This window comes from Pseudarthrobacter sp. 10T415 (assembly GCF_056394175.1).
On record NZ_JBFTHJ010000001.1, the window covers coordinates 197,482 to 210,407 of the forward strand.

Annotated in this window: 14 protein-coding genes; 13 read left to right on the forward strand and 1 reads right to left on the reverse strand. The window is 66.3% G+C overall.

Features of this window, described 5'->3' with window-relative positions:
• The first annotated feature begins 1 nt into the window (after position 1).
• The 9 genes from ruvX to nusB all read left to right on the forward strand — a co-directional run bounded on the left by ruvX (position 2) and on the right by nusB (position 7,811).
• Positions 2 to 598, forward strand: a complete 597-nt coding sequence (ruvX, locus tag AC1DBN_RS00950) for a Holliday junction resolvase RuvX (protein WP_091720459.1) — start codon at positions 2 to 4, stop codon at positions 596 to 598.
• Positions 595 to 2,406, forward strand: coding sequence for an endolytic transglycosylase MltG (gene mltG / locus AC1DBN_RS00955; RefSeq protein ID WP_091720457.1), 1,812 nt, complete (start codon positions 595 to 597; stop codon positions 2,404 to 2,406). The genes ruvX and mltG overlap by 4 nt, the downstream gene beginning before the upstream one ends.
• Positions 2,403 to 3,263 (forward strand): shikimate dehydrogenase, encoded by an 861-nt coding sequence (locus tag AC1DBN_RS00960; RefSeq protein ID WP_091720454.1) that lies wholly within the window; start codon positions 2,403 to 2,405, stop codon positions 3,261 to 3,263. The genes mltG and AC1DBN_RS00960 overlap by 4 nt, the downstream gene beginning before the upstream one ends.
• Positions 3,264 to 3,289: 26 nt before the next feature.
• Positions 3,290 to 4,489, forward strand: coding sequence for a chorismate synthase (gene aroC / locus AC1DBN_RS00965; RefSeq protein ID WP_015937203.1), 1,200 nt, complete (start codon positions 3,290 to 3,292; stop codon positions 4,487 to 4,489).
• A gap of 59 nt (positions 4,490 to 4,548) precedes the next feature.
• Positions 4,549 to 5,058, forward strand: a complete 510-nt coding sequence (locus tag AC1DBN_RS00970; RefSeq protein ID WP_390896682.1) for a shikimate kinase — start codon at positions 4,549 to 4,551, stop codon at positions 5,056 to 5,058.
• Positions 5,055 to 6,146: a 3-dehydroquinate synthase gene (gene aroB / locus AC1DBN_RS00975; RefSeq protein ID WP_091720449.1), complete on the forward strand. Its 1,092-nt coding sequence runs from the start codon at positions 5,055 to 5,057 to the stop codon at positions 6,144 to 6,146. Before AC1DBN_RS00970 ends, aroB begins: the two co-directional genes overlap by 4 nt.
• Positions 6,146 to 6,664 carry a tetratricopeptide repeat protein gene (locus AC1DBN_RS00980; RefSeq protein ID WP_056079424.1) on the forward strand — a complete coding sequence of 173 codons (519 nt, stop codon included), beginning with the start codon at positions 6,146 to 6,148 and terminating at the stop codon, positions 6,662 to 6,664. Before aroB ends, AC1DBN_RS00980 begins: the two co-directional genes overlap by 1 nt.
• Before the next feature lie 173 nt (positions 6,665 to 6,837).
• Positions 6,838 to 7,401, forward strand: a complete 564-nt coding sequence (gene efp, locus AC1DBN_RS00985) for an elongation factor P (protein WP_056079419.1) — start codon at positions 6,838 to 6,840, stop codon at positions 7,399 to 7,401.
• On the forward strand, positions 7,401 to 7,811 hold the full coding sequence (gene nusB / locus AC1DBN_RS00990) for a transcription antitermination factor NusB (RefSeq protein WP_091720448.1): 411 nt from the start codon (positions 7,401 to 7,403) through the stop codon (positions 7,809 to 7,811). The genes efp and nusB overlap by 1 nt, the downstream gene beginning before the upstream one ends.
• Before the next feature lie 166 nt (positions 7,812 to 7,977).
• Here nusB and AC1DBN_RS00995 read toward each other — a convergent pair whose 3' ends face one another.
• The gene (locus AC1DBN_RS00995; RefSeq protein ID WP_091720445.1) at positions 7,978 to 9,255 is read right to left on the reverse strand and encodes a PrsW family intramembrane metalloprotease; all 1,278 of its coding nucleotides are present in this window, start codon (positions 9,253 to 9,255) and stop codon (positions 7,978 to 7,980) included.
• 177 nt (positions 9,256 to 9,432) lie between these two features.
• Between AC1DBN_RS00995 and pyrR the strand changes: the two genes are divergently transcribed.
• From pyrR to AC1DBN_RS01015, 4 genes are read left to right on the forward strand one after another with little or no spacing between them, the layout of a single operon-like run.
• Complete coding sequence (gene pyrR, locus AC1DBN_RS01000; RefSeq protein ID WP_091720442.1) at positions 9,433 to 10,020, forward strand: bifunctional pyr operon transcriptional regulator/uracil phosphoribosyltransferase PyrR; 588 nt, start codon at positions 9,433 to 9,435, stop codon at positions 10,018 to 10,020.
• Complete coding sequence (locus AC1DBN_RS01005) at positions 10,017 to 11,045, forward strand: aspartate carbamoyltransferase catalytic subunit (protein ID WP_091720439.1); 1,029 nt, start codon at positions 10,017 to 10,019, stop codon at positions 11,043 to 11,045. The genes pyrR and AC1DBN_RS01005 overlap by 4 nt, the downstream gene beginning before the upstream one ends.
• The gene (locus AC1DBN_RS01010; RefSeq protein WP_477722443.1) at positions 11,045 to 12,394 is read left to right on the forward strand and encodes a dihydroorotase; all 1,350 of its coding nucleotides are present in this window, start codon (positions 11,045 to 11,047) and stop codon (positions 12,392 to 12,394) included. The genes AC1DBN_RS01005 and AC1DBN_RS01010 overlap by 1 nt, the downstream gene beginning before the upstream one ends.
• The gene (locus tag AC1DBN_RS01015) at positions 12,394 to 12,912 is read left to right on the forward strand and encodes a PH-like domain-containing protein (RefSeq protein WP_091720434.1); all 519 of its coding nucleotides are present in this window, start codon (positions 12,394 to 12,396) and stop codon (positions 12,910 to 12,912) included. The genes AC1DBN_RS01010 and AC1DBN_RS01015 overlap by 1 nt, the downstream gene beginning before the upstream one ends.
• Positions 12,913 to 12,926 lie beyond the last annotated feature (14 nt).

A 12,926-nucleotide genomic window follows, 5' to 3' on the forward strand; every position in this document is an offset into this window, starting at 1 on the left:
CATGGCCGATCCCGCAACCGCCGGCGGCTACCCCCAGGGCGTCAAACTGGGGGTAGACGTTGGCACGGTCCGGGTGGGGGTGGCCATCTGCGACCGTGACTCCATTCTGGCCACGCCATACAAGACCCTGGACCGGAACACCAAAAAGAACTCAGACGTCCGCCTGATCGCGAAGCTGGCGGAGGAGCTGGGTGCTGTGCAGGTCATCGTGGGAATGCCCCGGACCATGAAAGGCGAGGAACACGCGTCGGCCAGGATGGCTTCCGACTATGCCGGCCTGCTGGCGGCCGAGCTCGCAGCCCGCGGCCTGCACGTGCCGGTCAACATGGTTGACGAGCGGCTCAGCAGCGTCACGGCGCACCGCAACCTGCATGAAGCTGGCATGAGCAGCAGGAACCACCGTAAAGTAGTTGATCAGGTCGCGGCCGCAGGCATCCTGCAGCACGCCATCGACATGCAGAAATCCCGGGGAGCGGATGTCGGCTCACGCGTGACAGCGCCATCCCCGTCCGTGGACCTGGGGGTCAGCGGGGCGGATGAGTCCGTCCGCGCCACCCCGGATACGGCCCGATTTTCAGATAATGGAAGGCAACAGTGAGCCCTGCCAACATTGACGACGCCTCAGGGCCCCTGAACGCCGGGGGAGGGAGGCCGCTGACGCGCAAGGAGATCCGGGCACGGGAGAAGAGCCTCGACACCGGTGGCCAGGGCGCTGTCCCTGAGCAGGCCTACGAGACCGGTGCCGACGTGCCCCCGCAGCCCGCAGATCCCCCCGCCGTCCCTGCGCAGCCGGCCACCGGCCCCACTGCTGCAGGGCCGTTGCCGGCTGCACCGGCCGCGCCCCCTTCCATCCAGGAGGCAACCCCTGACAACAGGGAGCCTGACAACGGGGCGCCTGACAACGGGACCGTGGACAACGGAACGCACGACGACGGAGGTCACCATGGTGCCGCACCGCAGGACCCGGCCGCGCACGGTGCGCCTGAGCAACCTGAACCCATCGCGGACAACGTGAGTGGCCCCCACGAACCCGACCACGGGCACGGCGACGTGTTCGCCGCCGACGACCACCAGGACCTGCATGCGGCCGGGGAACACCCGGCGATGGACGTTCATGAGTACGCGGGCGACCCCCACTATGCGGACCCGGCCCAGTACCCGGACGGTCACGAGTACCACGACAACGCCCATTACGGTCAGGCCCACGGCGACGCCGACTATCACCACGACCTGCACGCCGATGAGGCCGGCCACCACGCCGGCCACCCGGAAGACGCACACCATGCCGATACCGCAGCGCACAGCCTCATCGCAGGTGCACCGGCAACCCAGGTAGTGGGCAGGCCCTCCAAGAAAGTGCGCCGCCGCCGCAGGCTGCTGGCCCTCTTCCTCACCCTCGCTGTTTTCGTTACTGCAGTGGCCGTTGGCGCGCAGTTCCTCAAGCCCCTCCTCGGCAGCACCAAAGCCAGCGACTTCCCGGGCCCCGGCTCCGGCCAGGTCGAGGTAACGGTGGACAAGGGGGAAGGCACCCGTTCCGTGGCCATGGACCTCGAAAGCAAAGGCGTCGTGGCCAACGCTGACACGTTCCTTCAGGCCTTCAGCGCTTCGGGCGGCACGCTGGCCCCGGGTGACTATACCTTCAAGTCTGAAATGAAGAACAAGGACGCAGTAGATGTCCTCCTGGGCCAGGACAAGGGGAAGGTGATCTACTTCGCCCTCAGTGCGGGCCTGCGGGTCAACGAATCCCTCCAGGCCATCTCCGAAGGGTCCGGCGTATCGATCCAGCAACTCCAGGCGCTCAGCAACGATCCGGCGCAGTTCGGCTTGCCGGCAAACGCCAAGAACCTGGAGGGCTACCTTGCACCGGGCGAGCACCGCTTCCCGCTGGGCACGTCCGCCAAGGACATCCTGCAAGCCCTGGTCAAGGTGACCGTGGACGAGCTGGTGTCCCAGGGCATCACCGATCCTGCCAAGCAGTACCAGTCCGTGATCGTGGCCAGCATCGTCCAGGCCGAAGGCGGCCAGGCCGAATACGGCGATGTCGCCGGAGCCATCTACAACCGGCTCAAACCCAACGACCAGACCGGCGGCTTCCTGCAGGTCGACTCGGCCGTGACGTACGGGCTTGGGACGAAGAGCTACAACTTCACGGACGAGCAGCGCCAGGACAAGTCCAACCCGTACAACACGTATGCGAACCCCGGGCTGCCTCCGGGACCCATTGGCTCGCCGGGCAAGACTGCCATCGACGCCGCCGCCAGGCCCAAGACCAACGATTACCTCTTCTGGGTAACGGTCAACCTGGACACCAAGGAGACCAAGTTCGCCAAAACCCTGGCCGAACACAACGTCTACGTTGAGCAGTACAACTCCTGGTGCCAGGCGAACGTGGGCCGCTGCACATGACCCTGCGGGCAGCAGTGCTGGGGCACCCGATCAGTCATTCAAAGTCCCCGGCCCTGCATCTTGCTGCCTACCGGCAGTTGGGTGCAGACATCAGTTACACAGCTATCGACGTCACGGAGCAGCTCCTCCCGGGCCTGATGGGGCAGGTGCGCCACCAGCCGGGATGGTGCGGACTTTCGGTCACCATGCCGTTAAAGACCACCATGCTGGGCCACGTGGACGAGGTCCGCGGCATCGCCCGGACCCTCGGCGTGGTCAACACCGTCTCCTTTGAGGACGACGGACACGGACCACGTGCCATCGGCTCCAACACCGACGTGGCTGGAATCGTTAACGCCCTCCGGCACGCGGGAGCGGATACCGCACCCTCCGCGGTCATCCTCGGCGGCGGCGGCACCGCGGCGTCCGCTGTCGCCGCACTGCGGGAACTCGGAACCCGCCGTGTGCAGATTTTCGTACGGGACCCTGCCCGCACGGCAGACGTCCGTGCAGCGGCCGCAGGTGCCGGCATCGACCTGGACGTGCTGACGCTGGCAGAAGCCGTGCTGCCCACGGCTGCTGCCGACGTCGTCATTTCCACGTTGCCGCCCCGGGCGGCGGACGGCCTGGCCGCCGAGATAGCCGCCCTGAAGACGGAAACCCCGGGCGTCCTTCTGGACGTTGCCTACGACCCCTGGCCCAGCCTGATCGCCTCGGTGTGGCAGACGGGCGGCGGTGCCGTGGTCCCCGGACTGGAGATGCTGCTGTACCAGGCAGTGGAACAGGTGCGCCTTTTCACGGGCCGCGGGGATGACGTTAATGCAGCTGTCATAGATGTGATGTGCGCCTCAGTCGGCCTTCCCCGACGGGCTTTGTAACCGCCCTACGTGGCAGGATGGAAGATATGTTGCGTTGGTTGACTGCCGGTGAATCCCATGGTCCGGCTCTGATGGGAATTATTGAAGGCGTCCCCGCCGGTGTTGAGATCACCAGCGGGCACATCGCAGACTCCCTGGCCCGCCGCCGGCTCGGATACGGCCGAGGCGCCCGGATGAAGTTCGAACAGGACGTTGTCACCATCCTGGGCGGCGTCCGGCACGGTGTGACCCAGGGCGGCCCCGTGGCCGTCCAGGTGGGAAACACCGAATGGCCCAAGTGGGAGCAGATCATGGCGCCGGATCCGGTGGATCCGGAACTCCTCGCCGACCAGGCGCGCAACGCGCCCCTGACCCGCCCGCGTCCCGGCCACGCGGACTTCACCGGCATGCAGAAGTACGGCTTCGATGAAGCCCGTCCCGTGCTGGAACGTGCCAGCGCCCGCGAGACCGCCACCCGGGTGGCCATGGGTACTGTCGCCGCCCAGTTCCTCAAGCACCTCGGCATCGAGCTCGTCAGCCACACGGTGTCCATCGCCAGCGTTTCCGTACCCGACGGCCGGCCGCTCCCCGAACCGGCAGATGTCATCGCTTTGGACGCCGATCCACTGCGCTGCTTCGACAGGGAAACCTCCGACGCCATGGTTGCCGAGGTTGACGCCGCCCACAAGGAAGGCGAAACCCTGGGCGGCGTGGTGGAGGTCCTGGCGTACGGCCTGCCGCCCGGACTGGGCAGTTACGTCCACTGGGACCGCCGGCTGGATTCCCGCCTGGCTGCTGCCCTCATGGGCATCCAGGCCATCAAGGGCGTCGAAGTGGGCGACGGATTCCGGACCGCTGCACGCCGCGGCTCTGCGGCCCACGATGAAATCGTGCGCGATGAAGACGGCCGGATCGTGCGTGCCAGCAACCGCGCAGGCGGCATCGAAGGCGGCATGAGCATCGGGGACGTCCTGCGTGTCCGCGCCGCGATGAAGCCGATCGCCACGGTGCCCCGCGCCCTGAAAACGATCGACGTCAGCACCGGCGAACCGGCCAAGGCCCATCACCAGCGCTCCGACGTCTGTGCCGTTCCGGCCGCAGGCGTGGTGGCCGAGGCCATGGTGGCTTTGGTCCTGGCTGAAGCCGTTACAGAGAAATTCGGCGGGGACTCCGTGGCGGAGACCGCCCGCAACATCAAGGGTTACCTGGACAACATTCCGGCGTCCCTGGACTCGATCGGCCAGTAGTGCCCGCCCAGAGCAGTACCGGGCCCGTCGGTATCCGGCCGATCGTCCTGATCGGCCCCATGGCCGTGGGCAAATCCGCCATCGGACAGCAACTGGCCCAGCAACTCGGTGCACCGTTCGTCGACACGGATGCCGTGATCGTGGCGGGCCATGGCTCCATCGCCGACATTTTCGCAGGCCGGGGCGAACGCGCCTTCCGCGAGATCGAGGCCCGTGCTGTTGCCTCCGCCGTTGAAGCGGCCGAAGGCACGGCCACGGTGATCTCGCTCGGCGGGGGTGCTGTTCTGGATTCCGGAACGCAGCAGCTGATCGGCCGCTGCACAGTGGTCTACCTCGAATGCGATGCGAACACCGTTGCTGCCCGCATTGCCCGCAACTCCGGACGTCCCCTGCTGGCAGGGGACGCCATGGGACGCTGGACAGAAATGTTCGCCACCCGCAAGCCGGTCTACGAGAGGCTTGCAGACATCACCCTGGACGTGCGCCAGGGCTCCATATCCGAGCTCGGCAACCGGCTGGAAGCAGCACTGCACAACTACGCAGCTGCCAAACAGGAAGTTGAAAAGTGAACACCTCATCAACAGTCATCAAGGTCACCGGTGAATCGGCCGCCAACAACTACGACGTTGTGGTGGGGCGGGGCCTGCTGGGAACCCTTCCGGAAATCCTGGGGGAGCGGGTGCGGCGCGTGCTGGTCATCCACCCCCGGGCCCTGCGCCTCACCGGCGACACCGTCCGTGATGACCTTGAATCCGCAGGCTTCACCGCGCTGACCGCAGAAATCCCCGACGCCGAAGAAGGCAAGCACATCCAGGTTGCCGCCTTCTGCTGGCAGGTCCTGGGACAGAACGACTTCACCCGCTCAGACGCCATCGTCGCCGTTGGCGGGGGAGCGGTCACCGACCTGGCCGGCTTCGTGGCCGCCACCTGGCTCCGCGGCGTCAAAGTCATCCACATGCCCACCAGCCTGCTGGGGATGGTGGACGCCTCCGTAGGTGGCAAGACCGGCATCAACACCGCGGAAGGCAAGAACCTGGTGGGCGCGTTCCACCCGCCCGCAGCCGTTCTGGCGGACCTGGACACGCTGGACACCTTGCCTAAGAACGAACTCATTTCCGGCATGGCCGAGGTAGTCAAGTGCGGCTTCATCGCGGACCCCGCCATCCTCGAACTCGTGGAGAAGGACTTTGCTGCGGTCACCGATCCGCGGTCCGAGACGCTCCGCGAGCTCATCGAACGTGCCATCGCCGTCAAAGCCAAAGTGGTCTCCGAAGACCTCAAGGAATCCGGGCTGCGCGAAATCCTCAACTACGGCCACACCCTGGGCCACGCCATCGAACTGGTGGAACGCTACTCGTGGCGGCACGGCGCTGCCGTCTCCGTCGGCATGATGTTCGCCGCGGAACTCGCCCGCAGCGTAGGCCGCCTGAGCGACGCCGACGCCGACAGGCACCGAAGCATCCTCGAAGGACTTGGGCTTCCGGTCACCTACCGGCGGGACCGGTGGCAGGGCCTGCTGGACGGTATGCGGCGGGACAAGAAGTCCCGCGGCGACCTCCTGCGGTTCGTGGTGCTGGACGGTGTGGCCAAGCCGGGCATCCTGGATGTCCCCGACACGTCCCTCCTGTTCGCCGCCTACCAGGAAGTCGCTTCCTGATGCAGGGCGACATGGAAGGCACGGCCGAGTGGCCCGAGGCCGGCTTCCCGGGAATCCGGATCAACCCTGAAACCCTGCTGCCGCAAATCGTCAACGACGATGCGTGCAGGGAAGCGCTGGCAGCCTCCACCGATCCCGCCGACCACGTCTTCGTCCTGCTGGTCGAGGGCCACGGGGCAGAAGCTGCCGAACTGCTGGCCGAAGCCCGGTTCAAGGACCCTGAATCCTTCCGGCTGCGTGCGTTCGAAGCAGAGGTCCTGCGGGTTTCGAACCGGTTGGACAGGGCCGTGGAGCTGTTCCGCCAACTGCTGCACGAGGTCCAGGGGACCCCCAAGGAAGCCCTGGCACTGCAGTTCCTCGGCAAGACCCAGTACACGGCCGGGCAGACCTCCGCTGCCGTTGAATCCTTTGCCCGCGCCTTGGACCTGCGAGTAGCACAGTCCGCTGATGCGGCGCTGATCTACTCGTCAACAGTGGCCCTGCAGCGCGCGCGGGACGTACTGGACCTGGCCTGCTGATACCCCGCTTCGGGCCGCCGGGGAAGTCCGCGTCCATTTGCCGGTAGAATAGTTTTTGAATTTTTTCCCAGCTCCCCGGATCTTTGACAAAAACGTGCAGGCACGCCATGCGGCGGACTGCCCGGCATAGAACGTCTGACCACGCGCCAGACTGAGAAACCTAAGGAAACCCAGTGGCAACCACGAACGACATTAAGAACGGAACGGTCCTGAAGCTCGAGGGCCAGCTCTGGAACATCATCGAGTTCCAGCACGTCAAGCCCGGCAAGGGTGGCGCTTTCGTGCGTACGAAGATGCGCAACGTGATGTCCGGCAAGGTTGTGGACAAGACGTTCAACGCCGGCCTCAAGATCGAAACTGCCACGGTTGACCGCCGGGACTACCAGTACCTGTACCAGGACGGCGCCGACTTCGTGTTCATGGACACCTCGGATTACGACCAGATCACCGTCTCCGGCGCCACCGTGGGCGACGCCACCAACTTCATGCTCGAGAACCAGATGGTCAACATCGCCATCCACGAGGGCAACCCGCTGTACATCGAACTGCCGCCGAGCGTTGTCCTGGAAATCACCTACACCGAGCCCGGCCTGCAGGGCGACCGCTCCTCCGCGGGCACCAAGCCTGCCACGCTGGAAACCGGCTACGAGATCCAGGTTCCGCTGTTCGTCGAAAACAACACCAAGGTCAAGGTGGATACCCGTGACGGCAGCTACCTCGGCCGGGTCTCTGAGTAGTGAGCGCACGCGGTAAAGCCCGCAGCAGGGCACTGGATGTTCTTTTCGAAGCGGAGCAGCGCTCCGTCTCCGCCTTTGACGTCCTGCGTGCACGGCGCGAAAAGACCGACCAGATCGTCAACCCCTACACCCTGGAAATCGTCGAGGGCGTGGTGTCCCGCCAGCCAGCCATCGACGAGTTCCTGGAGACCTATTCGCAGGGCTGGAGCCTGGAGCGCATGCCTTCGGTGGACCGGATCATCCTGCGCATCGGCACCTGGGAACTGCTGTACAACGACGACGTCCCCGATGGCGTTGCCGTCAGCGAGGCCGTGACCCTGGCCAAGACCCTGTCCACGGACGAGTCGCCCCAGTTCATCAACGGGCTCCTGGGACGCCTGCAGCAGCTGAAGCCGTCGCTGCTGGCCTGACCCACGAACCAGCCATGAAGGCCGCACCCCCAGGGGTGCGGCCTTCCGGCGTTAAGGCGGCCGGCCGCCGTCGAACCCTGTCCTGTTCGCGGGCCAGAACCTGCAAGGTCCGGTTCCGCGAACAAGCCCGGGACGGGACGAAGGAATCCAGCGCACCAGGTGCGGGCTACGCGACGATTGCTGCCCGGAGCGCCAATACCCGCTGCAGCTGCTTACGCTCTTCAGCCTGGTGGAGCTGCACATCGCGGCCGCTGAGGATCCGCTGGCGGATATTGGCCAGCAGAGTGGCCGCCCTGAGGAAATCCTTCATCTGTTGTTTCCGGCCGTAGCCGGCTGCCCAGTTCAGCACGGTCCGCCGGCCGCCAATGGTTCCCAGCAATTCGACCTCCGCCGGGGTAAACCAGCCGGCGGCGGAGTACTCCAGCAGCCGCTGCCGGGTCAGCCGTTTTTCCGCCACCCGCAGCGCAACGATCCCGGCAACTGCGAGGCAGAAAATGGGCACCTGCACCACGATGTAGTCCACCAGGAAGCCGCTGCCCATGCTGTTCCACCGGTTGTGCAGGAACATCGCCGGCAGCAGCCCCACAAAGAAGGCCAGGATGGAAGCTCCGGTGTGCCATCGCCGGGCCGCGAAGCCCATGACCAGCCCGGTGGTCCCGGTGAAGATGGCGTGGGCGAACGGGGACATCACGCCGCGGAGGAAGAACACCTGGGCAAAATCTCCGCCCGGACCCGGCGCCTCGGCGATGGCGCGGCCAAAGTAGAGGATGTTTTCGGTGAACGCGAAGCCGCCGGCAATCGTGAAGGCGAAAACCACGCCGTCCACCGGGCCGTCGAAATGTTTCCTGGCCAGCAGCAGGAGGACCAGCAGGCCAAGGGACTTCGCGAACTCCTCGACGATGGGTGCCTGCACCGTTGCCATGTACGTCCGCAGGTCCGGTTCATCCGAGAACTGGAACGTCAGCACAAACAGTGGCTGCACCAGCAAAGTCACGGCAATCGACACCGCCGCGCCCCACGTGAAGGCGAAGAACAGCAGCCGCTTCGGCTCCGGCTCCCACCTATCGATGACCACAACGGCCAGCAGTACCAGGGACAGCGGTATCAGGGACGCGACGAAGCCACCCACGAAGCCGGCAGTCCCCGTGTTGGCCAGCAGGAACGGCACCACCAGGAACAGGCTGAGGAACGCGAGGACGCCGCCCGCCACCGTGAGGCCCACCAGTCCGCCGTTGAGCCTTCCCGGCCTGAGTGCCGCTCCCTGGTCCGGGGGAGGCAGGACGCTGCTGACGGGACGGCCGCGGTGGTCCGGGGCAGCGAGGTAATGCTGCGGTGCCACCTGGCCCATCCAGCTGGGATTCGCTGCGCCGGGCAGGGGACTGGAGGCGCCCGGGTGGGGACCGTAGGGCGGGCCCGACGGCGGCTGGTGGGGATGCATTGACATATCCGCAAGCCTAGGTGGCGGGTTGGCCCGCTCCAAGGACCGTCTGCACGCCGCGTTCCAATGTGACGATCAACGCGTTGATCCGGCGCCGCCGGGCCGCGGGCCTATGGTAATTTTGAAACGCACATGTTCCTTTTTTAATTCCGTCCTGTGAGGCGGGGAAAGGGGAGACGAGCGTTGACATCTGTCACCAGCGCACCGGTTCCAGCCAGGGTAGTACTCAGCCAGGCTGACATAGACCGTGCCCTCACTCGTATCGCCCATGAGATCCTCGAAGCCAACAAGGGATCCCGGGACCTGGTCCTGTTGGGCATTCCCCGCCGCGGATATCCGCTGGCAGTCCGGCTGGCCGAGAAGATCGCCGCCGCGGACAACACCGTTGATGCCGCCGCCATCGTCGGCCAACTGGACGTCACCATGTTCCGGGATGACCTTTCGCACCAGGGAACCCGCCCGCCGTACCCCACCAAACTGCCCCGTACCGGCATCGACAACAAAGTCGTGGTCCTGATCGACGACGTCCTGTACTCCGGCCGGACCATCCGGGCAGCGCTGGACGCCCTCGTGGACCTGGGCCGCCCGCGCATCGTCCGCCTCGCCGTCCTGATCGACCGCGGACACCGCGAGCTGCCCATCCGCGCCGACCATGTGGGCAAGAACCTGCCCACATCTTCAGTGGAAAAAGTCCGGGTCCGGCTCGAAGAGACCGACACCCCCGCCGGCGGAGCCCCCGTCAACGAAGTCGTGATTGAGGGTGGACTGTGAAGCACCTGCTCTCCACCCAGGACCTCAGCCTGCACAACGCCATCCGCATCCTCGATACCGCCGAGGAGATGTCGGCTGTAGGCGACCGCGAAGTCAAGAAGCTGCCCGCCCTGCGCGGCCGCACCGTGGTGAACCTTTTCTTCGAAGATTCCACCCGCACCAGGATTTCCTTTGAAGCGGCGGCCAAGCGGTTGTCCGCGGACGTCATCAACTTCGCCGCCAAGGGATCATCGGTCTCCAAGGGTGAATCCCTCAAGGACACCGCCCAGACGCTGTCCGCGATGGGGGCGGACGCCGTCGTCATCCGCCACTGGGCTTCCGGTGCGCCGCACCGGCTGGCCGCGACGGACTGGATCGATGCCGGGGTGATCAACGCCGGCGACGGCACCCACGAACACCCCACCCAGGCACTGCTGGACGCCTTCACCATGCGCCGGCACTGGGCGAAACTGTCGGGTACCCCGTCCGAAGGCGCGGACCTGAATGGGATGCGCGTGGCGATCGCCGGCGATGTCCTGCACTCACGCGTGGCCCGTTCCAATGTCTGGCTCCTGCGCACGCTGGGTGCGGAAGTCACCCTCGTAGCTCCCCCCACCCTGCTGCCCATCGGCGTCGAAAAGTGGCCCTGCAGCGTCAGCTACAACCTCGACGAGACACTCGCCCTGGGCGTTGACGCCGTGATGATGCTCCGTGTCCAGGGCGAACGCATGAACGCTTCGTTCTTCCCCAGCACCCGCGAATACTCACGCCGCTGGGGCTTCGATGACAACCGCCTGCGCGCCCTCGACAACCTGGGCATGAAGGACACCATCATCATGCACCCGGGCCCCATGAACCGGGGGCTCGAAATCAGCGCAGCCGCAGCAGACTCTCCCCGTTCCACCGTCCTCGCGCAGGTCCGCAACGGCGTGTCCGTGCGGATGGCTGCGCTGTACCTGCTGCTCTCCGGGGACACCCGGGAAACAGCCGCAACCCCGGTCCTGGCCGCTGCCGGAACCGCCCATTCCACCAAGGAGAGCATCTGATGGCCGGCAACACCGGAACGTACTTGATCCAAGGCGCCTCCATCCTGGGCGGCGCGCCGGCGGACCTGCTGATCCGTGACGGCATCATCGCCGAAGTGGGCACGGGCCTTTCGCCGGAAGGACAGGCCGGGGACATCACGGTTATCGAGGCCGCGGGCCTGGTGGCCCTTCCCGGCATGGTGGACGTCCACACCCACCTCCGTGAGCCCGGGCGGGAGGACGCGGAAACCGTGGAAACCGGAACCCGCGCAGCCGCCCTCGGCGGTTACACGGCCGTCCACGCCATGGCCAACAGCACTCCCGTTGCCGATACCGCCGGTGTGGTGGAGCAGGTCTACACCCTGGGACGCGCCGCAGGCTGGGTTGACGTCCGCCCGGTGGGGGCCGTCACGGTGGGCCTTGCGGGGGAGCAACTGGCAGAACTGGGTGCCATGGCCGATTCCCGGGCCCGGGTCAGGATGTTCTCCGACGACGGCATCTGCGTCCACGACCCCGTCCTGATGCGCCGGGCGCTGGAGTACGTCAAGGCGTTCGACGGCGTGGTGGCCCAGCACGCGCAGGAACCGCGCCTGACCGCCGGGGCACAGATGAACGAAGGCGAGGTGTCCGCCGTCCTGGGCCTGACCGGCTGGCCCGCCGTTGCCGAGGAAAGCATTATCGCCCGCGACGTGCTCCTCGCCCAGCACGTCGGCTCCCGGCTGCACGTCTGCCACGTGTCCACCGCCGGTTCTGTGGAGATCATCCGCTGGGCCAAGGAACGCGGCATCAATGTGACCGCCGAGGTCACCCCGCACCACCTGCTCCTCACCGACGACCTGGTCCGCAGCTATGACCCCGTCTTCAAGGTCAACCCGCCGCTGCGCACCGACGCCGACGTCCAGGCATTGCGCGCCGGGCTGGCAGACGGCACCATCGACGTTGTGGGAACCGACCATGCGCCGCACCCCAGCGAGCACAAGGAATGCGAATGGGCACAGGCGGCCATGGGCATGACCGGCCTGGAAACCGCGTTGTCCGTGGTCCAGCACACCATGATCGAGACAGGCCTGATGACCTGGGCCGACTTCGCCCGCGTCACCTCCGCGGCGGCTGCGCAGATCGGCCGGCTGGAAGACCAGGGCCGTCCGCTCGAAGCCGGTGAACCCGCCAACGTCATCCTGGTGGACCCCGCCGCCCGCTGGACCGTGGACCCGTTCAAGATGGCCACCATGGGCCGGAACTCGCCCTTCAAGGGACGCGAGCTCCCGGGCAAGGTGGTGGCCACGTTCTTCAAGGGCCACCCCACCGTCCTGGACGGCGAACTCAACACTCCCTACCCGCACGCCGCAGTCGAGGCAGGCGCCGCCTGATGGAAAAAATCCTTCCGGGACTGGCGATGCTGGCGATTATCGCCGTCGTCTTTGTCCTCCTCGGCATAGGCTGGCGCAACCGCCTGAAGCGCCAGTCCGACGTCGGGCCCCTGCCCCAGGCGCCCGCGGAACCGGGTGAGCCGTCCGCCGAAGCGGAGGGACAGTACGTTGCCACCACCACCGGCGGCGACTGGCTTGACCGTGTGGCCGTCCACAGCCTCGGCATCCGCACCAACGCAACCCTGGCCGTATACCCGGACGGTGTGCTGTTCGACCGCGCCGGCGCCCCCGCCCTCTACATCCCCGCCGCATCGCTCACCGGCGTACGGCAGGAAAGCGGGATGGCCGGCAAGTTCGTGGAGAAGGACGGCCTGCTCGTCCTGACCTGGCTGCATGGCTCCCACGAACTGGACACCGGATTCCGGACCCGCCGCGCGGCGGACAAGGACACCCTGTACACAGCACTCCAGGAATTGATCTCCTCAGCCCCGGCGGCTGACGCCACCAGTGGAAAGTAAGACAGTGAAAGCGA